The organism is Amycolatopsis sp. SB7-3, assembly GCF_041021335.1.
Lineage (GTDB): Bacteria > Actinomycetota > Actinomycetes > Mycobacteriales > Pseudonocardiaceae > Amycolatopsis > Amycolatopsis japonica.
Genome location: NZ_JBFPJQ010000011.1, coordinates 1 through 20,070, shown reverse-complemented (window position 1 = coordinate 20,070; position 20,070 = coordinate 1). Strand labels below are relative to the sequence as shown.

23 protein-coding genes are annotated in these 20,070 nt (G+C 69.8%); 10 read left to right on the top strand and 13 right to left on the bottom strand.

The features are described from left to right. Nucleotide 1 precedes the first annotated feature (1 nt). Nucleotides 2–1,171, bottom strand: a complete 1,170-nt coding sequence (locus AB8M46_RS39420) for a M20 family metallopeptidase (RefSeq protein WP_394363454.1) — start codon at nucleotides 1,169–1,171, stop codon at nucleotides 2–4. Beyond that, entirely contained in the window at nucleotides 1,168–2,310 is a 1,143-nt protein-coding gene (locus AB8M46_RS39415) for an amidohydrolase family protein (RefSeq protein ID WP_125735283.1), read from the bottom strand. Before AB8M46_RS39415 ends, AB8M46_RS39420 begins: the two co-directional genes overlap by 4 nt. A 96-nt stretch (nucleotides 2,311–2,406) precedes the next feature. Between AB8M46_RS39415 and AB8M46_RS39410 the strand changes: the two genes are divergently transcribed. Together AB8M46_RS39410 and AB8M46_RS39405 are read left to right on the top strand one after the other, a co-directional pair. Then, nucleotides 2,407–3,780 (top strand): glutamine synthetase family protein, encoded by a 1,374-nt coding sequence (locus AB8M46_RS39410; RefSeq protein ID WP_394363453.1) that lies wholly within the window; start codon nucleotides 2,407–2,409, stop codon nucleotides 3,778–3,780. A gap of 104 nt (nucleotides 3,781–3,884) precedes the next feature. Next, complete coding sequence (locus AB8M46_RS39405) at nucleotides 3,885–4,451, top strand: hypothetical protein (RefSeq protein ID WP_037344877.1); 567 nt, start codon at nucleotides 3,885–3,887, stop codon at nucleotides 4,449–4,451. A 62-nt stretch (nucleotides 4,452–4,513) separates the two neighbouring features. Here AB8M46_RS39405 and trpA read toward each other — a convergent pair whose 3' ends face one another. From trpA to AB8M46_RS39380, 5 genes are all read right to left on the bottom strand, one after another. Next, the gene (gene trpA / locus AB8M46_RS39400) at nucleotides 4,514–5,305 is read right to left on the bottom strand and encodes a tryptophan synthase subunit alpha (protein WP_037344876.1); all 792 of its coding nucleotides are present in this window, start codon (nucleotides 5,303–5,305) and stop codon (nucleotides 4,514–4,516) included. Continuing rightward, the gene (gene trpB, locus AB8M46_RS39395; RefSeq protein ID WP_073848502.1) at nucleotides 5,302–6,531 is read right to left on the bottom strand and encodes a tryptophan synthase subunit beta; all 1,230 of its coding nucleotides are present in this window, start codon (nucleotides 6,529–6,531) and stop codon (nucleotides 5,302–5,304) included. The genes trpA and trpB overlap by 4 nt, the downstream gene beginning before the upstream one ends. Continuing rightward, the gene (gene trpC / locus AB8M46_RS39390) at nucleotides 6,528–7,337 is read right to left on the bottom strand and encodes an indole-3-glycerol phosphate synthase TrpC (RefSeq protein WP_126733705.1); all 810 of its coding nucleotides are present in this window, start codon (nucleotides 7,335–7,337) and stop codon (nucleotides 6,528–6,530) included. The genes trpB and trpC overlap by 4 nt, the downstream gene beginning before the upstream one ends. Before the next feature lie 192 nt (nucleotides 7,338–7,529). After that, nucleotides 7,530–8,087, bottom strand: a complete 558-nt coding sequence (locus AB8M46_RS39385; protein WP_125735287.1) for a Trp biosynthesis-associated membrane protein — start codon at nucleotides 8,085–8,087, stop codon at nucleotides 7,530–7,532. Then, the gene (locus AB8M46_RS39380; protein ID WP_378424164.1) at nucleotides 8,080–9,642 is read right to left on the bottom strand and encodes an anthranilate synthase component I; all 1,563 of its coding nucleotides are present in this window, start codon (nucleotides 9,640–9,642) and stop codon (nucleotides 8,080–8,082) included. Before AB8M46_RS39380 ends, AB8M46_RS39385 begins: the two co-directional genes overlap by 8 nt. A 95-nt stretch (nucleotides 9,643–9,737) precedes the next feature. On the opposite strand from AB8M46_RS39380, the gene AB8M46_RS39375 reads away from it, so the two are divergent. Beyond that, nucleotides 9,738–10,343, top strand: coding sequence for a TetR family transcriptional regulator (locus AB8M46_RS39375; protein ID WP_037344873.1), 606 nt, complete (start codon nucleotides 9,738–9,740; stop codon nucleotides 10,341–10,343). A gap of 13 nt (nucleotides 10,344–10,356) precedes the next feature. On the opposite strand, the gene AB8M46_RS39370 is transcribed toward AB8M46_RS39375, so the two are convergent. Genes AB8M46_RS39370 through hisF form a run of 6 tightly spaced genes read right to left on the bottom strand, consistent with a single transcriptional unit; the run spans nucleotide 10,357 to nucleotide 13,776 of the window. Next, nucleotides 10,357–10,962 carry a hypothetical protein gene (locus AB8M46_RS39370; RefSeq protein WP_394363452.1) on the bottom strand — a complete coding sequence of 202 codons (606 nt, stop codon included), beginning with the start codon at nucleotides 10,960–10,962 and terminating at the stop codon, nucleotides 10,357–10,359. 9 nt (nucleotides 10,963–10,971) lie between these two features. Beyond that, nucleotides 10,972–11,847, bottom strand: a complete 876-nt coding sequence (locus AB8M46_RS39365) for a hypothetical protein (protein ID WP_394363451.1) — start codon at nucleotides 11,845–11,847, stop codon at nucleotides 10,972–10,974. A gap of 57 nt (nucleotides 11,848–11,904) precedes the next feature. Next, nucleotides 11,905–12,267, bottom strand: coding sequence for a DUF1304 domain-containing protein (locus AB8M46_RS39360; RefSeq protein ID WP_037344871.1), 363 nt, complete (start codon nucleotides 12,265–12,267; stop codon nucleotides 11,905–11,907). A gap of 3 nt (nucleotides 12,268–12,270) precedes the next feature. Beyond that, nucleotides 12,271–12,627, bottom strand: coding sequence for a phosphoribosyl-AMP cyclohydrolase (gene hisI, locus AB8M46_RS39355; RefSeq protein WP_016335961.1), 357 nt, complete (start codon nucleotides 12,625–12,627; stop codon nucleotides 12,271–12,273). After that, a complete protein-coding gene (locus tag AB8M46_RS39350) occupies nucleotides 12,617–13,006 on the bottom strand; it encodes a hypothetical protein (RefSeq protein ID WP_037344870.1) in 390 nt (129 codons plus the stop codon). Before AB8M46_RS39350 ends, hisI begins: the two co-directional genes overlap by 11 nt. Continuing rightward, nucleotides 13,003–13,776 carry an imidazole glycerol phosphate synthase subunit HisF gene (hisF, locus tag AB8M46_RS39345; RefSeq protein ID WP_026466775.1) on the bottom strand — a complete coding sequence of 258 codons (774 nt, stop codon included), beginning with the start codon at nucleotides 13,774–13,776 and terminating at the stop codon, nucleotides 13,003–13,005. Before hisF ends, AB8M46_RS39350 begins: the two co-directional genes overlap by 4 nt. A gap of 38 nt (nucleotides 13,777–13,814) precedes the next feature. Here hisF and AB8M46_RS39340 point away from each other — a divergent pair, with 38 nt between their 5' ends. The 7 genes from AB8M46_RS39340 to AB8M46_RS39310 form a co-directional block, all read left to right on the top strand. Further along, complete coding sequence (locus tag AB8M46_RS39340) at nucleotides 13,815–14,417, top strand: TetR family transcriptional regulator (RefSeq protein ID WP_037344868.1); 603 nt, start codon at nucleotides 13,815–13,817, stop codon at nucleotides 14,415–14,417. A gap of 10 nt (nucleotides 14,418–14,427) precedes the next feature. Beyond that, nucleotides 14,428–15,651, top strand: coding sequence for a phytase (locus tag AB8M46_RS39335; protein ID WP_394363450.1), 1,224 nt, complete (start codon nucleotides 14,428–14,430; stop codon nucleotides 15,649–15,651). Between the two features lie 89 nt (nucleotides 15,652–15,740). Beyond that, the gene (locus AB8M46_RS39330; RefSeq protein WP_073848496.1) at nucleotides 15,741–16,250 is read left to right on the top strand and encodes an RNA polymerase sigma factor; all 510 of its coding nucleotides are present in this window, start codon (nucleotides 15,741–15,743) and stop codon (nucleotides 16,248–16,250) included. Next, the gene (locus tag AB8M46_RS39325) at nucleotides 16,247–17,245 is read left to right on the top strand and encodes a hypothetical protein (protein ID WP_394363449.1); all 999 of its coding nucleotides are present in this window, start codon (nucleotides 16,247–16,249) and stop codon (nucleotides 17,243–17,245) included. The genes AB8M46_RS39330 and AB8M46_RS39325 overlap by 4 nt, the downstream gene beginning before the upstream one ends. 28 nt (nucleotides 17,246–17,273) lie before the next feature. Next, a complete protein-coding gene (locus AB8M46_RS39320) occupies nucleotides 17,274–18,197 on the top strand; it encodes an NADP-dependent oxidoreductase (protein WP_394363448.1) in 924 nt (307 codons plus the stop codon). Nucleotides 18,198–18,624: 427 nt separating this feature from the next. Then, complete coding sequence (locus AB8M46_RS39315) at nucleotides 18,625–19,350, top strand: ABC transporter ATP-binding protein (protein WP_394363447.1); 726 nt, start codon at nucleotides 18,625–18,627, stop codon at nucleotides 19,348–19,350. Then, a partial coding sequence (locus AB8M46_RS39310) for an ABC transporter permease (RefSeq protein WP_394363446.1) occupies nucleotides 19,347–20,070 on the top strand: 724 nt, incomplete at its 3' end. The genes AB8M46_RS39315 and AB8M46_RS39310, both read left to right, overlap by 4 nt.

The following is a 20,070-nucleotide window of genomic DNA, read 5'->3' as shown; positions in this document are numbered from 1 at the left end:
GTCAGCCCTCGACGGCGGCCAAATAGCCCGCGATCAGCGCGGACGCGACCTGCCCGATGGCGGCGTCGGGCGGCAGGAGCAGTTCGTCGTGCAGGCTCGGCGCGCCCGCGGTGTCGCCGAGACCGACGAACATCATCAGCCCGCGCGTCATCCCGCAGTAGTGCGCGAAGTCGTCGGCGCCGAACGACCGGAAGTCGGTGTCCACGGCCGCCCCGGTCCGGACGAGCCGCCGGTGCGCGCGCTGGGTGAGCCCGGCGTCGTTGTGCAGCACCGGTTCGCACGGGCTGATCTCCAGTTCCGCCCGGCAGCCGTGCGCCTTGGCGGTGCCGTGGACGACCTCGGCGAGCCCCTCCAGCGCGAGGTCGCGGTCCTCGGCGCGCATCAGCCGCAGCGACCCGGACAGGCGGGCTTCGTTCGGCACGACGTTCGCCGTGGTCCCGGCTTCGATCCGGCCGACCGAGCAGACCGCGCCGAACACCGGGTCGACCCGGCGGCTCGCGAGCTGCTGCAGGCTCACCACGATCTGGCTGAGCGCGAGGATCGGGTCCCGCAGCAGATGCGGATACCCGGCGTGCCCGCCCTGGCCGCGGACGACGACTTCGAACTCGTCGGTGGAGGCGTTGACCGGCCCCGGCACCGCCGACACCACGCCCGCCGCGAGCCGGGGCTGGACGTGCGCGCCGATGACCGACTCGACGCCGTACTCGGTGAGCACGCCCGACTCGACGATGTCCAGCGCGCCGGACGGTGACGTCTCCTCACGCGGCTGCAGGAGCGCGAGGAGCGGCCGGGGCACCCCGACCACGGCGGCCGCGCGGACGGTGGCGACGAGCGCGGCCATGTGGACGTCGTGCCCGCACGCGTGCATCAGCGGCGTCTCCGAAGCCCACGGCACGCCGGTGCGCTCGGTGACCGGCAGCGCGTCCAGTTCGGTGCGCAGCGCCACGGCCGGTCCCGGCCGGGTGCCGGGGAGCAGGACGGCGCGTCCGGTCTTGGCGACCCGGACCCCGTCGTCGACGCCCAGCGCCTCGACGACGACCCGCGCGGTGTCCTCCTCGTCCCCCGACGCGCGCGGATCGGCGTGCACGCGGTGCCGCAGCCCGATCGCGGAAGGCAGCTCCGCTTCGACCGCGGCCTCCCACCGGTCCTGCAGTTCGTCCAGCTCCGTCATGTCCCCTCCAGCCCGTACACCCGTTCGGCGTTGCGGTGCCCCACCAGCGCCGCGATCCGATGCGCGTCCACTTCGGACAGTACGTCCGAACCGAGTCCCGCGTACAGGAAGTCGGACAGTCCTTGCCGGAACAGCGCGGTACCGAGGTGGTACAGCTCGGCCAGCCCGAACGCGTCCGTGGAGAACAGCAGCTTCCCGAACGGCACGATCTCCATTGTCTCCGCGATGATCGCGGGCGCACGATGACCGGCGTTGTGCGTCGCGAGTCCCACGTCGACGAACACGTGCTCGAACACCTGCGCCAGATACGCGGCGTTCCGGTGGAAGGGATAGTTGTGCAGCAGCATGATCGGCACCCCGTGCGAGCGGGTGGCCCGCAGCAGCCCGGTGAGCAGCAGCGGATCGCAGCGATGCAGATCGACGTCGGAATCGCCGAACCCGACGTGGAACTGGATCGGCAACGCCAGGTCGATCCCGGTCCAGATCAGGAAGCGGTGCAGCACCTCGTCCGCCAGCCGGACCGGTTCGCCCGCCTCGATCCGCGCGAGCCAGCGGCCCGCCGCTTCGGTGACCTCGGCGTCCGTCGGCCGCTCCCCCGCCAGGTCGAGGCCGACCCGGTAGGCGGCGATGGATTTGAACCCGACGGCCGTCGTGGCGCGTTTCGTCAGTTCGCCGGTGAAGGCCTCGATGAATCCGGCCGCGGTGGTCGCTCCGATCACCGTTTCGGCGACCTGTTCGAGGCGGACGATGTCCCGCGCACGGGCGCCGGACAGCGCCGCGAACTGCTCGGTCGTGGTCAGCGTGTCCGGCAGGAAACCGCCGTCGAGCAGGAATTCGGTCGTGCCGGTGGCGCGCAGGAACCGCGCGTTGACCTCCGTGGCGCCCAGTTCGGCGCGGCGGGCCAGATAGACCTCGGCCGGCACGTGCGGCGGCAGGTCGAGCACGGGCGCGCAGCGGGCCCGCACCGCGAGCCCGATCAGCGAGTCGAACAGGGTGGTGCCCAGCGACGAGACGGTGTCGGCCTCGGTGAGCATCTGCTCGAACTCGATCCGGCCGAGGTCACCGGTGACGACGCCGTGGCAGTGGTGGTCCACCAGCCGCGTCCGGGCCACGAACGGCAGGATCGGGGTTCCCGGCATGAGCGCGTCCCTTCTCGTGATCGACGAGTGCGGCCTCACCCTATGGCCGGATCGGAGCGTGGCAAGGGGCTGGAGAACAGGCCAGGATGAGGAACCATGGTGAACCGGGAAGCACTGACCGCCCGCGCGACCGCCCTCACCGGGGAACTCCGGGCACGGGGTGTCGAGCTCGTGGCGCTGACCTTCGTGGACAACGCCGGGATAGCGCGGGTCAAGGCGGTGCCGCTGCGGAAGCTGCCGTCGGCGGCCGCGTGGGGTGTCGGCGCTTCGAATTCCTTCGATTTCTTCGGTTTCGACGACGTCATCACCGGCGGTGAGCATTCCCTCGGACCGGTCGGCGACCTGCGGCTGCATCCGGACCTCGACGCGCTGACCGTGCTCGCCGGGCAGCCCGGCTGGGCTTGGGCACCGGTGACGAAACTCGACCAGGAGGGCGAACCGCATCCGCAGGACGGGCGGGCCCTGCTGGCGACGGCGGTGGACCGGCTCGCCGCACGCGGTCACCGTGCGCGGATGAGTTTCGAGATCGAATGGGTGATCACCAGCGCCGACGCCCCGGACGACGCGAACTCGGCCACGGCGGGACCGGCCTACGGCTACGCGAGGCTTTCCGAGCGCGCGGACTACCTTCGCGCCCTGGTGTCCACTTTGGACCAACAAGGCGTCGGGGTCGAGCAGATCCATCCCGAGTACGCCGACGGTCAGTTCGAGCTGTCCGTCGCCGCCGCCGATCCCGTGCGGGCGGCCGACGTCGCCGTGCTGACGAAGGAGACGATCCGCGCGCTCAGCCACCGGCACGGGCTCAAGACGTCCTTCACCCCGAAGTTCGCGCCCGCCGGCGTGGGCAACGGCGGGCACGTGCATCTGAGCATTTGGGACGGCGCGCGGAATCTTTTTTCGGGCGGGGAAAGGGTTTTCGGGCTGACGCCGGTCGCCGAGTCGTTCAGCGCCGGCATCCTGAAACGGCTGCCCGCGCTGCTCGCGATCGGGGCGCCGTCGGTGGTCAGCTATCTGCGCCTGGAGCCGCACCATTGGGCGGGGGTGTACACCGCGTGGGGGTTGGAGAACCGGGAGACGCCGCTGCGGCTAGTGCGCGGCGTCGCCGGGAATCGCGCGTCGGCGGCGAACCTCGAGGTCAAATGTTTCGACCTGACCGCGAATCCGTATCTGCTGGCGGCCGCGCTGCTGTTCGCCGGGATGGCCGGTGTCGACGAGGGAGCGTCACTTCCGGATCCGGTGGACGTCGATCCTGGCGTCCTGACGGAAGAAGAGCGCGCCGCCCGCGGGATCGAGCGCCTGCCTCAGCGGCTGGAGGAGGCCGTCGCCGCGTTCGAGGCGGACAAGGACCTGGCGGCCGCGTTCGGCGCTCCGCTGGCGACGACGATCATGGACGTGCGGCGGGCGGAGATCGAGCGGTTCGCGGACGCGAGCCCGGAGGAGATCACCGAAGCGCAGCGGTGGCGCCACTGAGGCGGGTCACCGGAACAGCTCTGTCCGGTGACCTGGCCGCTCTCTAAAGTGACGCTCGCCCGCCCAGGTCGGGTGGGCTTTGTGCGAACTGGGGAACTCAGCCGATGAAGAAACTGAAAGCCGTCCTCGTCACAGTCCTGCTCGCCCTGACGGCCCTGGTCTCGACCGCCACCGCGGCGAGTGCGGCGGCCGGGAATCCGACGAAGTTCCAGCCCGGGATCCGTGAGGCATGGGTGCATTTCCGGCCCGCCATGGATTCCGCGTATGTCGTGGTCAGCGACGTCAGCCTCAGAGCCCTCTGCTACGTGTCCGCCGCCGACGGGCTCTGGAACCTGGTCTACGACGACCACGCGGTCAAGGTCGGGTACACCTACGCGTCGTACCTCACCGCGCCGTCCGGCCAATGGTGCGGGAACGTCGGCCAGGGAACCGGCGGGGCCAAGGGCGAGACCTGGGTGCACCTCTACCCACAGGCGAACTGGGCTCACGAGGTCATGTACCCGGGCCACGACGTCGCGGCGATCTGCACGCTCGGGTTCCTCACCGACGTGTCCGACGGCAGCAACCGCCGATGGGACCTGTACCTCGACCACGCGAACAACGTCGCCGGATTCACCTGGTACACCAGCTTCTACTCGTCGCCGTCGTCGATCACCGACTGCGGCATCTGATGTAGCGAAGGGGCCCTTCACCGCCTGAGATGCGATGAAGGGCCCCTTCGGCTCACGTCAGATCAAGCGGGGGCGACGGCCTTCCGCACACCCGCGGCCAGTTCGGCCGAAAGCTCGCGCACCGCGTCGGTGCCGCTCGCCGCGGCCGTCACCAGCGCCGAGCCGACGATGACGCCGTCCGCGAAACCGGCGACCTGCGCCGCCTGCTCGCCGGACCGGACGCCGATCCCGACGCCGATCGGCAGTTCCGTATGCGCGCGGGTCCGCTCGACCAGGTCCTCGGCGTGCACACCGACCTGGTCGCGAGCACCCGTCACACCCATCACCGCGGTGGCGTACACGAAGCCGGAAGCGGCCGCGACGGTCTTCGCGATCCGCTCCTCCGAGGAGGACGGCGCGACCAGGAAGATCCGGTCCAGACCATGCTGTTCGGAGGCGGCCATCCACTCGTCGGCCTCGTCCGGGATCAGGTCCGGGGTGATCATCCCGAGCCCGCCCGCGGCGGCGAGGTCCCGCGCGAAACGGTCGACGCCATAGCGGTGCACCGGGTTCCAGTACGTCATCACGACGGCCTTGCCGCCACGCGACGACACCGACTCGACGACCTCGAACAGGTGCTTGAGCTTGAAGCCGCCGGAAAGCGCGCTCACCGACGCGGCCTGGATGGTCGGGCCGTCCATCACCGGGTCCGAGTAGGGCACGCCCACCTCGACCAGGTCGGCGCCGCCGTCGACCACCGCCGCCAGCAGATCCTTGGACCCGTCGACTGTCGGGAAGCCCGCCGGAAGGTAACCGATCAGCGCGCCGCGCCCCTCGGCCTTCGTCTTCGCGAAGAGGTCGTCCAGCGCGCTCATGCGTTCTCCACCAGGCCGAAGTACTTCGCGGCCGTGTCCATGTCCTTGTCGCCGCGACCGGACAGGTTCACGATGATCAGCCCCTCGGGGCCGAGTTCACGGCCGAGCACCAGCGCACCGGCCAGCGCGTGCGCCGACTCGATCGCCGGGATGATGCCCTCGGTACGCGAAAGCAGCTTGAACGCGTCCATCGCCTCGGCGTCGGTCACCGGCCGGTACTCGGCGCGGCCGCTGTCCTTGAGCCACGCGTGCTCCGGGCCGACACCCGGGTAGTCCAGCCCCGCGGAGATCGAGTGCGATTCGACGGTCTGGCCGTCCTCGTCCTGCAGCAGGTACGTCATCGCGCCGTGCAGGTTGCCCGGGGTGCCCTTGGTCAGCGTGGCGCCGTGGCGGTTGCCCTCGACGCCCTCGCCGCCCGGTTCGAGACCGACCAGGCGCACCGACGTGTCGTCGATGAAGCCGTGGAAGATCCCGATCGCGTTCGATCCGCCGCCGACGCAGGCCGCGACGGCGTCGGGCAGGCGTCCGGCCTGCTCCAGGATCTGGGCGCGGGCCTCCTCGCCGATGATCTTGTGGAAGTTCCGCACCATCATCGGGAACGGGTACGGGCCCGCCGCCGTGCCGAACAGGTAGTGCGTCGTGTCGGCGTTGGTGACCCAGTCGCGCAGCGCCTCGTTGATCGCGTCCTTGAGCGTGCGCGAACCGGTCTTCACCGGGACGACCTCGGCGCCGAGCAGCTTCATGCGGGCGACGTTCAGCGCCTGCCGCTCGGTGTCGACCTCGCCCATGTAGACGACGCATTCCAGGTCCAGCAGCGCGCAGGCGGTGGCGGTGGCCACGCCGTGCTGTCCGGCCCCGGTCTCGGCGATGACCCGCTTCTTGCCCATCCGCTTGGTGAGCAACGCCTGGCCGAGCACGTTGTTGATCTTGTGCGAACCGGTGTGGTTCAGATCCTCGCGTTTGAGGAAGATCCGGGCGCCGCCGGCGTGCTCGCCGAAGCGCTTGGCCTCGGTGAGCAGCGACGGACGGCCGGCGTACTCGCGCAGCAGGCGCCGGAACTCGTTGACGAAGTCCGGGTCGGTCCTCGCCTTGTCGTATTCCGCCGCGACCTCGTCGACGACGCCGATCAGGGCCTCGGGCATGAACCGGCCGCCGTAGGGGCCGTAGTAGCCCCGGCCGTCCGGGTCGTGCTCGCCGTGCGGTGTTTCGGTGTACTCCACGCTCATCGAGAAGGCCTCGGGCAAGCGGGGTGCGAACCGGCGGTCACGAGCTTGACCAGGGCGCCCTTCGGGTCTCCCGAAGCGACGAGCCCTTCGCCCACGAGGACGGCGTCGGCGCCGTGACCCGCGTAGGACATCAGGTCGCCCGGGCCGCGGACACCGGACTCGGCGATCTTGAAGACGTCCATCGGCAGGCCGGGGGCCAGCCGCGAGAAGACGTCCCGATCCACCTCGAGGGTGTGCAGGTTGCGGGCGTTGACGCCGATCACCTTCGCGCCGGCTTCGAGCGCCTTGTCGGCCTCTTCGGCGTTGTGGATCTCGACCAGCGCGGTCATCCCGAGGGATTCGACGCGGTCCAGCAACGCGATCAGGGCGTTCTGCTCCAGCGCCGCCACGATCAGCAGGACCATGTCCGCGCCGTGCAGCCGCGCCTCGTGCACCTGGTACGGGCTGACGATGAAGTCCTTGCGCAGCACCGGGATGTCGACCGCCGCGCGGACCGCGTCGAGGTCGGCGAGCGAACCGCCGAACCGCCGCTGCTCGGTCAGCACGCTGATCACCCGGGCGCCGCCGTCGGCGTAGTCCTTCGCCAGCGCGGCCGGATCCGGGATCTCGGCCAGCTCGCCCTTGGACGGGCTGCGCCGCTTCACCTCGGCGATGACACCGATACCGGACTCACGCAGGGCCGCGAGCACGTCACGTGGGGGCGCGACCTGGGTCGCGCGCTTCTTCAGTTCGTCGAACGGCAGAACCGCCTCGCGCTCGGCGAGATCGGCACGGACGCCGGCGACGATGTCTTCGAGCACGCTCACCGGAGTACCTCACCGGCCGTCGCACTCACGGATTCCTTCGCAAGGTCGCTCACAAAAACCTTCCCCTTCCCGCCGAAACGATGCTAACCCCCGCACGGATACGGCCTGGTTCCGGGTATGTCCGTTGCTCCGAATGCCAACCGTGTCATCTTTGCCGGGAAAGATCCCCGAAACCCGCGAATTCCGTCGTCGTCACCGGCCGGCGGTGGGATCTTCGCCTTCGGACAGCGCCTCCCACAGCTCGGTCTCGGGATCCTTCGCGGCCTTCTTCTTCGCCCCCGGCGCCGAGTACTTCGCGCCGAGGCGCGGCATCCGGCCCGCGCCCTTGATGGCTGCCAACCCGCCCGCCGTCACGAGAATTCCCCCGAGAATCGCGAGGCCGCGGGCTCCCAGCATCTGGGCGACGGGCAGTCCGTCGGCGAACCCGCTGAACGAGCCGCCCGCCACGCCGATCCACACCGCGGCGAGGCCGGACACGGCGAGTACCACGCCGAGCACCCGGCGTGGCCAGCCGCCGGTGGCGATCAGCCCCGCCGTGCCGGCGAGCGCCAGCAACGCGAGGGGAATCAGCGCAACCGCGCGCTGTGAACCGGTTTCCGTGTACAGCACGGTGCCGCGCACGCCGCCGTCGCGGAACTCCGCGAACCACACGAGCTGCGAGGAACCCCACAACGCGACCGCGCCCAGCAGCAGGCCCACCACGGCGATCCACAGTGGACGCTTGGCCTTCTTCGCCGGGACCTCAGACACGAGTGCGGTCACCCGCCGGGTCGAGCTCGTCCGCCGCGATCATCGTCTGCGCCGCCGCGACGGCGGAAAGCACCGTGCGGGCCTTGTTGAGCGACTCGTTGTCCTCGTAGTCGGCCACCGAGTCCGCGACGACTCCCCCGCCCGCCTGGACGTACGCGGTGCCGTCCTTCATCAGCGCGGTGCGGATCGCGATCGCGGTGTCGGCGTCCCCGGCGAAGTCCAGATAGCCGACGACACCGCCGTAGAGCGCCCTGCGGGTCGGCTCCAGCTCCTCGATCAACTGCATCGCGCGGACCTTCGGCGCGCCCGAGAGCGTCCCCGCCGGGAAACAGGCGGTGACGGCGTCGAAAGCCGTCTTGTCGTCGAGGAGTTCCCCGGTGACCGTGGAGACGATGTGCATGACGTGGCTGTAGCGCTCGACGTCGAAGAAGTCGACGACGCGCACGGTGCCCGGCTTGCAGACCTTGCCGAGGTCGTTGCGGCCGAGGTCGACGAGCATGAGGTGCTCGGCGCGCTCCTTCTCGTCCGCGAGCAGGTCCTTGGCCAGCTGCGCGTCTTCCTCCGGATCGGCGCCGCGCCAGCGGGTGCCCGCGATCGGATGCGTGGTCGCGCGGCCGTCCCGCACGGTGACCAGCGACTCCGGGCTGGAACCGACGATGTCGAAACCGTCCAGGCGCAGCAGGTACATGTACGGGCTCGGGTTGGACGTGCGCAGCACGCGGTAGACGTCGAGCGCGTCGGCCCGGGTCTCGATCTCGAAGCGTTGCGACGGCACGATCTGGAACGCTTCGCCCGCCTTGATCGCCTCGACGGCCTTCTCGACCGCCGCGTGGAAGTCCGGCTTGGAGCGGCGGCGCGTGAATTCGGGCGCGGGACGGTCGAAGACGGCGGCCGTGGCCGGGGCGGCGACGTGCAGCTGCTTGGTCATCGCGTTCAGGCGGGCGACGGCGTCGTCGTACGCGGCGTCGACGCGCTCGGCCGAGTCGTCCCAGTTGACCGCGTTGGCGATCAGCGTGACGGTGCCCTCGTGGTGGTCGAAGGCGGCCAGGTCGGTCGCCAGCAGCATGGTGAGCTCGGGGATGTCGAGGTCACGCTCGGCGAGCTCGGGGAGGCGTTCGAGCCAGCGGACGGCGTCGTAGCCGATGTAGCCGACCATGCCGCCGGTGAGCGGCGGCATCCCGGGCAGCTGCTCGGTGTGGAGCGCGGCGACGGTCTCGCGCAGGACGGTGAGCGGGTCGCCCTCGGTCGGCAGGCCGACCGGCGGGGTGCCGGTCCACACGGCCTCGCCGTCACGCACGGTCAATGCGGCGGGGCTGTCGACGCCGATGAACGACCATCGGCTCCAGGAAGCGCCGTTCTCCGCCGATTCGAACAGGAACGTCCCCGGCCGGTCGGCGGCGAGCTTGCGGTAGACCCCGATGGGGGTCTCACCGTCGGCGAGCACGCGACGGACAACGGGGATGACGCGACGGCCCTCGGCGAGCGCGCGGAACTCATCGCGCGAAGGGCTGACCGAGCCGAGCCCCGACGGGCTGGCGTTTGCGGCGCTGACCATGTCGCTCATTGTGCTGCAACGGCCGCACGGGCCGGGACGGGGGGATGAATTCAAAGATTGTTGAATTTCCGGCCGGGTCCGTTCATGATGACGCCATGGCTGGTGAAGACACTACCGTGCGGCGACGGGGACGGCGGCCCGGCGGACAGGACACCCGGACCGCGCTGATCGAAGCGGCGCGCGCGGTGTTCGGCGAGAGCGGTTTCGACGGCGCGACCGTGCGCGCGATCGCGACGCGGGCCGGGGTCGACGCGGCGATGGTGAACCACTGGTTCGGCAGCAAGGAAGGACTGTTCGCCCAAGCCATCCTGAAGCTCCCCTTCGACCCGCACGAACTGCTCGCGGAACTCCAGAACGGGCCCGACGACGAATTCGGTCAGCGGATCGTTCGCACCTTCCTCACCCGATGGGACGGCGCGGGCGGCGAGGTGTTCCAGGCGCTCGTCCGCAGCGTCGCCGGACACGAACAGGCCGCGGCCGTGCTGCGCGGTTTCTTCCAGAACTTCTTCACGAAGGTCATCGGCGGACTGGGCTCGGACCGCGTCGAACTGCGGACCACGCTCTGCGCTTCCCAGCTCGTCGGGATGGGGCTGGTGCGCTACGTCGCGAAATTCGAGCCAATGGCTTCGAGCGAGATCGAGCCGCTGGTGACCGCGATCGCGCCGACCGTGCAGCGTTATCTGACCGGCGACATCGACTGACCCGTCGGGTGGCTCAAGCAGTGTCCGGTTCGATTTCCTTGACCGGAACCGTGTAGAGCGTGTCCTTCGAGAAGCGCCCGCGCGGGAAGATCACGATCATGTCCGTTTCCTCGCCGCCGACGAAGACGGGAACTTTCTCGAGCCCTTTGAAACGGGGAGCGACCCGCAGCGAGCGTCGCGTCTGGAGCAGCTTGTAGTCGCCTTCGAGATAGACGTCGATCCGGGGGAACAGCCAGCCGGGCCGCACCGTCGCCACGGCCTCGCGCAAACCCGTCTTCTCGGCGGACCGACGGCGGCTCTTCCAGAGCCAGGCGGCGTACAGACATGCCGGAATACCATAGAAGGCCACCAAGGAAAGCGGGATCAGCACCTCGAATCGGCGATCGTCCGAAATTATCTGACACGCGACGAAGTAGGCGATCCAGAACGCCGCCCAAGCCGTCGCCCGTTGTTCGAGAAGCGACAATTTCTCGATCAAGGGGCCGGCCACTTCTTCGTGGACCGTCGGCGGCTCGTAGCTTTCGGCGAAGTCGTCGTCCGCACTCGAGCGAGGTCGCCCGGCGACCCGTGGACGTCGTCTCGGACGGTCGATCTTCTTTTTCCCTCGCCCCAGTTTCATGCACCGAGGTTAATCGAGAAGCGCGGGTTTTCCGGATAACGAGTCGCGTCTCGCTTCGGGGCAACCCTGAGTGCTCAGCGAGCGTACAAGTTCAGGTCGGGCCGGGAACGCGTACGGGCGGCGGGAAATCCTCCCCCGCGGGAACAGGACGACCATGTTCGCGCCTTCGCCACCGACCCGGACCCGGAGGCCGGGATTCTTCCGGAAACGGCGGCACGAGCGGATCGACCAGCCCACCGAGCGGACCACGGTTTCGGTGCCGTCGTCGAAAGTGAGGTACGTGGCGGGCGGGAGCCGGTTGCCCAGCCCCTCGTAATCCGGCCGTATCGTCGCCCGCGCCGGACGCCATCCGGTGGCCTGGACGGCCCGGTGCCTGGCCCGCCAGCCCGTCGCCGACATCAGCGAGCCCACGAACCCGACGAGACCGAACGCCGTGGGCAGCACGCCCAGCTTGCCGAACCCGTCTTCGCCCGACCCGCCCAGGACGAGCAGGAGGATCCCGGCGGCGAGGACGGCGGGCCAGATCGGGGCGATCCAGGCGGAGCGAAGACCCAACAGACGCAGTTTCGCGGTCTCACGCTCGGGATCGATGGCGACGAGCGCGGCGTCGTCGACCCTCCGGTCGTCGGGCGCGGCTTCGGCAAGCCCGGCATGGACCCGCGCCCGATCTCGCGCGAACAGGGCCACCAAGAGCCCCACGCAGATCAAGGCGATTTCGTCGAAAAAGCCCTCGAAGCCCCAAATCGGATCTTTTCCGAAAGCCTGGACGGCGAGACCGATGGCCCCACCACTCACCGGTATCAAGCTCACCACCGCGGCGACGCGGTAACCCAATCTCCGGCGGAGATGCTTCTCCGCCGGGCCTTCCCCAGTCCCCAGTGACATGGAAAAAGCGTACGCCCGCAAGGGGGATTCGGGGATGGGACCAAGGTCCCGACGGCGTCAGCCCGCGACCAGCACCGCGATCAGCGCCAGCGTGCCCGGCACCACCTGGACGAAGAAGATCTTCTTGCTCGCCGTCGCCGTCCCGTAAAGCCCCGCCACGATCACGCACGCGAGACCGTAGATCTTGAACTGCCACGCCGTACTGCCGGTCGCGACCAGGCCCCAGATCAGCGCGGCGGCGAGGAAACCGTTGTACAGCCCCTGATTCGCCGCGAGCGCCGAGCTCTCCTTCGCGAACTCCTCGGTGGTGCCGAAGGAGGCGCGAGCGCGCGGGGTGGTCCACAGGAACATCTCGAGCACGACGATGTACAGATGGATCAGCGCGACGATGCCGACCAGCACGTTGGCGACGACATTCACGGGTTACTCGCTCTCGTCGGCCAGCAGCAGCCGTTCGTCGGTGTCGAAACAGGTGTGCGTGCCGGTGTGACAGGCCGGGCCGGTCTGGTCGACGCGCAGCAGGACGGTATCGCCGTCGCAGTCGATCCGCACTTCGCGCACGTGCTGGACGTGCCCCGACGTCTCGCCCTTGACCCACAGTTCCTTGCGGCTGCGCGAGTAGTAGGTCCCGCGCCGGGTCGTGAGCGTACGTTCGAGTGCCTCGTCGTTCATCCACGCCATCATCAGCACGTCCGATGTGGAGTGTTCGACGACGACGGCGGCGATCAGCCCGTCGGCGTTGCGCTTCAAGCGATCCGAGAGGGCGGGGTCAAGCGTCATTCGTGGCTCCGAGAAGGTGCCGTTTCACCGGCATCGAGTTGAGCAGGACCGCCGTGTAGATGTACCCGGCGAAGAGGATCCCGGAGACGATCTTCACCCAGAAGAGTTCCGCCGCCAGCATCGACAACGCATGCAGCAACCCGAAAAGGAAGCTGACCGCGAACCCGGCGAACCGCGCGGACGACATCTTCAGCACCAGCCCCGCCACGACGAGACCGCCGAGGACCAGCGACGTCCCCGGCAGCAGGAACGTCCGCGCGGACGAATACGGCGCGAACATGAGGATCCCGGCCATCGCGAGGTACGCGACGGCGAGCCCGAGCAGCAGCGCGCAGACGACCTTGACCTCGGTGGCGGCCTTCCACTTGCCCGCGATCACCGGACCACGACTCCCCCGGCGCGCAGCGCGCCCTTGACCTCGCCGATCTTCAACTGTCCGAAGTGGAACACGCTGGCCGCGAGCACCGCGTCCGCGCCCGCTTCGACGGCGGGCAGGAAATGCTCCAGCGCGCCGGCGCCGCCGCTGGCGATCACCGGGACCCGGACGGCCGCGCGCACCTGGGTGAGGAGTTCGAGGTCGAAGCCGTTCTTCGTGCCGTCGGCGTCCATCGAGTTGAGCAGGATCTCGCCGACGCCGAGTTCCTCGCCGCGCGCGGCCCATTCGACGGCGTCGATCCCGGTGCCGCGGCGGCCGCCGTGGGTGGTCACCTCGAAGCCGGACGGAGTCGGTTCGGTGCCCTCGGGGACCCGGCGCGCGTCCACCGACAGCACGACGCACTGCGCGCCGAACCGGCGGGACGCCTCGCGCAGGAACTCCGGCCGGGCGATGGCGGCGGTGTTGATGCTCACCTTGTCCGCACCGGTGCGCAGCAGCCGGTTGACGTCGTCGTTCGTGCGCACGCCGCCACCGACGGTGAGCGGGATGAACACCTGCTCCGCGGTCCGGCGGACCACGTCGAAGGTGGTCTCGCGGTCCCCGGAGGAGGCCGTGACGTCGAGGAACGTGAGCTCGTCCGCGCCCTCGGCGTCGTACAGGCGGGCGAGTTCGACGGGGTCGCCGGCGTCGCGCAGGTCGGCGAAGTTGACGCCCTTCACCACACGGCCCGCGTCGACGTCGAGACACGGGATGACCCTGACTGCGACTGACATGGGGACAAGCGTAGTCAAGGGCGTTCTAAGCTCGCGGAATGGCACAGGCGGGGCGGCGGCCGGGGCAGACCGAGACGCGGGAGGTGATCCTCGACGCGGCACGGCGCAGGTTCGCCGAACAGGGCTACGACGGGGCGACCGTCCGCGGCATCGCGGCCGACGCCGGGGTCAACGCCGCGCTGCTGCACCATTTCTTCGGCACCAAGCAACGGCTCTTCGCCCTGTCGATGAACCTGCCGGTCGACCCGGGCGAGCTGGTCCCCCGGATCCTCGATGGCCCCGAGGACGAGATCGGCGAACGCCTCGTCCGCGCGTTCCTCGGCCTCTGGCAAGCTCCCGAGGGCCGCGCGCCGTTCCTGGCGATGATCCGGTCCGCGACCACCAACGAGCAGGTCGCGACCATGATGCGGCAGTTCCTGGAACGGGCGGTGCTGGCGCGGGTCGCCGAAGCGCGCGGCGTGCCGAAGGTCCGGGTGGCCGGGATCGCCGCGCAGATGATCGGGTTCGCGCTGCTGCGCTACGTCATCGGGCTCCCGCCGCTGGCCGCCGCCTCGGAGGACGAGATCGTCGCGATGCTGGCGCCGGTCGCGCAGTACTACCTGACCCCCGACGTTCACCGGCCGGACACTCCGCGCGGCTAGCTTCCCGAGGATGCGCATCGCTGCTCTCCTCCCCCTCCCCCTGCTGGCGGCCTCGCTGCTCGCCGCCGTGCCCGCCGAAGCGGGCCAGAACAACCCTTCACCCGTGGCGCAGACCAGGGCCTACGTCGACGACAAGGGCGCGGACCCCGCGAATGCCGACGCCGACGACCCGGCGATCTGGGTCCACCCGAAGAATCCTTCGGCCAGCGTCGTACTCGGCACGCTCAAGGAAGGCGGGCTGGCCGCGTTCGATCTGAAGGCGCGGCAGCTGCAGCATCTCGCCGTTCCCGAGGGCGGCCGGTTCAACAACGTCGACGTCGTCGGCGATCTCGCCGTGGTGAGCGACCGCGGCCGGGACCGCGTGCGCGTCTACCGGATCGACCCGGCCGGAGCCGCGGCCGGCTCGCGGGTGCTGCGTGACGTCACGGATCCTTCCGCCCCACCGGTCTTCTCCGCGTCGGAGTCCGAAGTGGACGAACAGCGGACCGCGTACGGGCTCACCGCCGGACGTGATCCGCGCACCGGCGCGCGCTGGGTCGCGGTGACCCGGCGGCACGAGACCCGCGTGGCGCTCTTGCGACTTGTCGACAAAGCGGACGGCACCGTCGGCACGGCGCCGATCGGCACGATCGACCTGCCGTCGGAGTTCCGGCTGCCGAACGGGAAGACGTGGTCGCCCTGCGGCGAACCGGACGAGCGGCCGCAGCTGGAAGGTTCGGTCCTCGACACCGCGAACCGCGTGCTCTACACCGCGCAGGAGGACGTCGGGATCTGGCGGATCCCGGTGCACGGCGCCGGTTTCGGCCGTCCGGAGCTGATCGACAAGGTGCGGTCGTTCGGGGTTCCGCAGCGGTTCGACGAGGCGACCGAGGAATGCGTCGCCGACGGCCCCGACCCCGGCTTCGGCGGCAAGTGGCTGACGGCGGACGCCGAGGGGCTGGCGCTGGCCGACGGCAAGCTGCTCGCGTCGAGCCAGGGCGACTCGCGGTTCGTGGTCTACGACCGTGACGGCACGCCGCGGCGCGATTTCCGGGTCGTCGCCGGACGCGGGACCGACTCGGTCGAGCACTCCGACGGCGCCGCGATCACCACCAGGCCGCTGGGGCCGCTGTTCCCGCACGGCCTGCTGGTCGTGCACGACGGCGAACGCCGCCCGGCCGCCACCGACCCCTCCGGTGAGGAACTCGCGACCACCGGATTCGCCTTCGTCCGGCTGGAGACCGCCGTGCGGTGATCACGTTCACCGAGAAAGTTCCGTTCCCGATGCATCAGCCGGGTGGTCTCGCGCGTCCTCAGAGGGAGACCACCGGCTGAGGGGGACACGTGCCTGCGAGCTTCGACGAGTTCGTCGCGGATCGCCTGGACGGGCTCCTGCGCTACGCGACCGTCTTGACCGACGATCCGTACCTGGCGCAGGACATCGTCCAGGAGGTGCTGCTGCGTGCTCAGCAACGCTGGCCGAAGATCGACTCGCCACCGACCTACGTCCGCCGGATGGTGACCAACGAGTACCTCTCGTGGCGAAGGCGGCTGGCGGTCCGCCGGGTGACGCCGTCGTCGCCGGAAGTGCTCGACCTGGTGAGCCCACCGGTCTCCGATCACGCCATCGAGTACGACGAACGCGACGCGATGCTGGACCGGCTCGCTAAGCTCCCGCGCAAACAACGCGCCGCGATCGTGCTCCGCTACTACGAGAACTACTCCGACGAGGAGATCGGCGCGGTGCTCCGCTGCGCGACGTCGACCGTGCGCAGCCAGATTTCGCGCGCGCTCTCGACGCTGCGGGAGACCGGGCCGTCCTCGTCCGTTCAGCCCACGGGAGCCCGCAAATGACCCGACTGAGTGACGAGCACACCGAGGACCTGATCCGGGAGAGCCTCGAACACCTGGCGACGCGGGCGCCCGACGGTGCCGAGATCCGCGACGCGCTGGCCCAACGGCCGTCACGCCGTCCGACGATGGCCTTGGCACTGGTCGCGGCGGCGGTCGCGATCATCGCCCTCGGCGTCCCGCTGGGCCTGCGGGCCTACACCACGGTCACCCCCGCCTCACCGCGCAACGCCGACTGGGCGGTGCTGCCGTACAAACCCGGCTGGCTGCCCGACGGCTTCAAGGAGCTGACCCGGAGCGCGAAGCCCTATCCGGGACCGCAGACCAGGACGTGGAGCAACGGCGAGGTCGGGCAGCTGCGGCTGACCACCACGCCGCTGGACGACCGGCGCGGGCCGTGGACGATCGCGCCCGCGCCGAACCAGATCATCGTGCACGGCCGCGTCGGGATGGTCGCGGAGGTCTACGGCGACGGGACGATGCTGACCTGGTCGCCCGACGACACGTACCTGCTGAGTTTGACGCTGATCGGGGTGAAGGATCCGCGCGACGTCGGCCAGCGGATCGCGGACGAGATGGTCAGGGACGACCGCGCCCGGGTTTCGGGCGAACTGCGGTTCGGCAAGCTGCCCACCGACCTGGAGCTGTCCGGGGTGAACCTGTTCATGACCGTCGGCGGGGGTGCGACCGAACTCGAAGCCACCCGTACCGGGCAACCCACCGCGGCGGCGGTCGTCACGGCGTCGCTCCGCGCCGAACGGCCTGACTCGGGCGACGCCACGCCCGTGCCGCTCGAGGTCAGGGGCGCCGACGGCTTCTTCCTGCCGCAGCGGACCGGGCGGCTCGGGCACGAGGACGAAACGGTCGCCGTCCAGGTGGAGGGCGGGCGGTGGCTCACCGTCTCCGGCAAACGGGACCAGGCGACGCTGCTCGACATCGCGAACGGCGTGCAGCTGATCCCCGGCGATTACAGCTGGTTCGGGAAGCCGCCGGAATAGCGACGGACGGGCGGGGGTTGTCGACGGCATGACGGACACCTACCGCTCCATCGTGTTCACCGAGTACGGCGACTCCGGGGTCCTGCGCGTCCTCGAGCGGGAGCTGCTCGAGCCGGGCCCCGGCCAGGTTCGGGTCGCCGTCCGGGCCGCGAGTGTGAACCCGATCGACTGGAAGATCCGCTCCGGGCTGATGGCCGAGGTGTTCCCGACGGAGTTCCCCGCCATCCCCGGTGGCGACATCGCCGGCGTCGTCGACGCGGTCGGCGAGGGCGTGTCCGAGTTCGCGGCCGGTGACGAGGTACTCGGCTCCGGAGCGGGCGGATACGCGGAGTACGTCCTCGCGAAGCCCGCGAGCCTGGTCCGCAAGCCCGAGCCGCTTTCGTGGGAGCTGGCTGCGGCGCTGCCCGCCGTCGTCAACACCGCCTATCGCGCGCTCAACCTGCTGGATCTCCAGGAGGGCGAGACGCTGCTCATCGACGGCGCCGCGGGAGGTGTCGGCACCATCGCCGTGCAGCTCGCCGTCGCGCGCGGGCTGACCGTCGTGGGCACGGCGAGCGAAGGGAACCACGAGTACCTGCGCTCGCTGGGCGCTGTGCCGGTGCAGTACGGCGAAGGGCTCTCCGAGCGCGTACGCGACGTCGCACCACAGGGCGTCGACGCGTCCTTCGACGCTTCCGGGCGTGGCTCGCTGGCCACCCTGGTGGAGCTGACCGGTGGTCCGAAGCGGGTCATCACCATCGCCGCGCCGGACGCGGCCGACCACGGCGTCCGCTTCACGTCGGGAACTCCTGCCGAGCAGGTGCCCGGCTCGCTGGCCGAAGGCGCCGCGCTCGCCGCCGAAGGCAAGCTCGACCTGCCGATCGCCCGGGTCTACCCGCTCGCCGAAGCGGCCGCGGCCCAGGACGAGAGCGAAGCGGGCCACGTCCGGGGCAAACTCGTCCTGGTCCCTTGAGCCTCACCTCGTGAGTGGTGAGGACGGTTAGAACCAAAGCTGTCGTAGGTACCTACTGAATGTGGGTGGCCGTTGGCCGCCGGTCCGTGAAGGCCTCCTTCCCTACCCTGAAGGTAGGCAAGGAGGCCTTCACGGACTTGCGGATCGCCACCTGCGGCTCGACAACACCACAAGTCCCAGCAGTCACAGCAGATGCGCGTGAAGGCCCCCTTCCCTCGGCTCAGCCGAGGAAACTCGACCTTCACACCTTCCCCAAGTACGTGAAGGCCCCCTTCACTGCGTCTAGCGCAATGAAGGCGGCCTTCACGTACTGCTGGAGGCGTGTCTCGTGAGTGGTAAGGGCGGTTAGAACCGTCTTCACCACTCACGAGACGCGCCCCCATGTCCCCCTTGACTCTCGCTTCTCAACGGACGCAGAATTAAACGCATGACTAATTCAGCGATCTCCGTGACCGGCCTGCGGGTCGTCCGCGGTGGCCGTGAGGTCGTCAGGGACGTCGATTTCACGACGCCGCGCGGCCGGATCACCGGCCTGCTCGGCCCCAGTGGCTGCGGCAAGACGACGCTGATGCGCTCGATCGTCGGTGTGCAGATCGTCGCCGCGGGCGAGGTCACCGTGCTCGGCCATCCCGCGGGCAGCCCGCCGCTGCGGCGGTTGATCGGCTACGCCACCCAGAACCCGGCCATCTACGCCGACCTGACCATCACGGAAGCCTTGCGCTACTTCGCTTCCGTGCTCCGCGCGCCGGTGTCCGATGTGGACAGGGTGATCGGCGAGGTCGGGCTCGCCGATCACGCCGGCAAGCTAGTCGGCTCGCTGTCGGGCGGGCAGCACAATCGCGCCAATCTCGCGGTCGCGCTGCTCGGGAAGCCCGAACTGCTCGTCCTCGACGAGCCGACCGTCGGCCTGGATCCCGTGCTCCGCGACGAACTCTGGGCGCTTTTCCGCCGTCTCGCCGAGGGCGGGGCGACACTGCTGGTGTCCAGCCACGTCATGGACGAGGCCGCGCGCTGCGACCGTCTGCTGCTCATGCGCGAAGGCCGGATCCTCGCCGACGACACCCCGGCCGGGTTGCGCGAGCGCACCGGCACGACCGATCTGGAGCAGGCGTTCCTGCGGCTGGTCCGCGAGACCGAGGTGAGCCCGTCGTGAACCCCGCCTTGACCCTGGCCACGGCCCGCCGGATCCTCCTGCAGCTCCGGCACGATCCGCGCACCGTCGCGATGCTGATCGTCGTGCCGTCGCTGCTGATGGTGCTGCTGCGCTTCGTCTTCAACTCCGAAGCGGTGTTCAGCCGCGTCGCGCCGGCGTTGCTCGGTGTCTTCCCGTTCCTGATCATGTTCCTGATCACCTCGATCACGACCCTGCGCGAGCGCACCACGGCCACGCTGGAACGGCTGATGACCCTGCCGATCGGCAGGATGGACCTGCTCTTCGGTTACGCGCTCGCGTTCGGCTCCATCGCGATCGTGCAGGTCGGCGTCGCCGCCGGGGTGTCGCTCGCCTGGCTGGGCCTCGACATCGCGGGCTCGATCGCGATGCTGCTGCTCATCGCCGTCCTCGACGCGCTTCTCGGGATGGCGCTCGGCCTCTTCGTGAGCGCGTTCGCGCGGACCGAATTCCAGGCGGTGCAGTTCATGCCGTTGTTCGTGCTGCCGCAGATCCTGCTGTGCGGGCTGTTCGTGCCGCGCGGGGAGATGGGCTGGCTCCTGAACTGGCTCTCGAACGTGATGCCGCTTTCGTACGCCGTCGAAGCCCTCACCCGGGTCACCACGTCGGGCACCGTGGACGCGACGCTGATCCGGAACCTGATCATCGTCGGGGCGTGTGCCCTGGCGGCGCTGGTCCTCGGCGCGGCGACCCTGCGCAGGC

Bases quoted from the DNA above. Each gene is read 5' to 3' on its own strand.
- AB8M46_RS39420 (WP_394363454.1), bottom strand. From the start codon at position 1,171: ATGACGGAGCTGGACGAACTGCAGGACCGGTGGGAGGCCGCGGTCGAA.
- AB8M46_RS39415 (WP_125735283.1), bottom strand. From the start codon at position 2,310: ATGCCGGGAACCCCGATCCTGCCGTTCGTGGCCCGGACGCGGCTGGTG.
- AB8M46_RS39410 (WP_394363453.1), top strand. From the start codon at position 2,407: ATGGTGAACCGGGAAGCACTGACCGCCCGCGCGACCGCCCTCACCGGG.
- AB8M46_RS39405 (WP_037344877.1), top strand. From the start codon at position 3,885: ATGAAGAAACTGAAAGCCGTCCTCGTCACAGTCCTGCTCGCCCTGACG.
- trpA (WP_037344876.1), bottom strand. From the start codon at position 5,305: ATGAGCGCGCTGGACGACCTCTTCGCGAAGACGAAGGCCGAGGGGCGC.
- trpB (WP_073848502.1), bottom strand. From the start codon at position 6,531: ATGAGCGTGGAGTACACCGAAACACCGCACGGCGAGCACGACCCGGAC.
- AB8M46_RS39380 (WP_378424164.1), bottom strand. From the start codon at position 9,642: ATGGTCAGCGCCGCAAACGCCAGCCCGTCGGGGCTCGGCTCGGTCAGC.
- AB8M46_RS39375 (WP_037344873.1), top strand. From the start codon at position 9,738: ATGGCTGGTGAAGACACTACCGTGCGGCGACGGGGACGGCGGCCCGGC.
- AB8M46_RS39370 (WP_394363452.1), bottom strand. From the start codon at position 10,962: ATGAAACTGGGGCGAGGGAAAAAGAAGATCGACCGTCCGAGACGACGT.
- AB8M46_RS39365 (WP_394363451.1), bottom strand. From the start codon at position 11,847: ATGTCACTGGGGACTGGGGAAGGCCCGGCGGAGAAGCATCTCCGCCGG.
- hisI (WP_016335961.1), bottom strand. From the start codon at position 12,627: ATGACGCTTGACCCCGCCCTCTCGGATCGCTTGAAGCGCAACGCCGAC.
- hisF (WP_026466775.1), bottom strand. From the start codon at position 13,776: ATGTCAGTCGCAGTCAGGGTCATCCCGTGTCTCGACGTCGACGCGGGC.
- AB8M46_RS39340 (WP_037344868.1), top strand. From the start codon at position 13,815: ATGGCACAGGCGGGGCGGCGGCCGGGGCAGACCGAGACGCGGGAGGTG.
- AB8M46_RS39335 (WP_394363450.1), top strand. From the start codon at position 14,428: ATGCGCATCGCTGCTCTCCTCCCCCTCCCCCTGCTGGCGGCCTCGCTG.
- AB8M46_RS39325 (WP_394363449.1), top strand. From the start codon at position 16,247: ATGACCCGACTGAGTGACGAGCACACCGAGGACCTGATCCGGGAGAGC.
- AB8M46_RS39320 (WP_394363448.1), top strand. From the start codon at position 17,274: ATGACGGACACCTACCGCTCCATCGTGTTCACCGAGTACGGCGACTCC.
- AB8M46_RS39315 (WP_394363447.1), top strand. From the start codon at position 18,625: ATGACTAATTCAGCGATCTCCGTGACCGGCCTGCGGGTCGTCCGCGGT.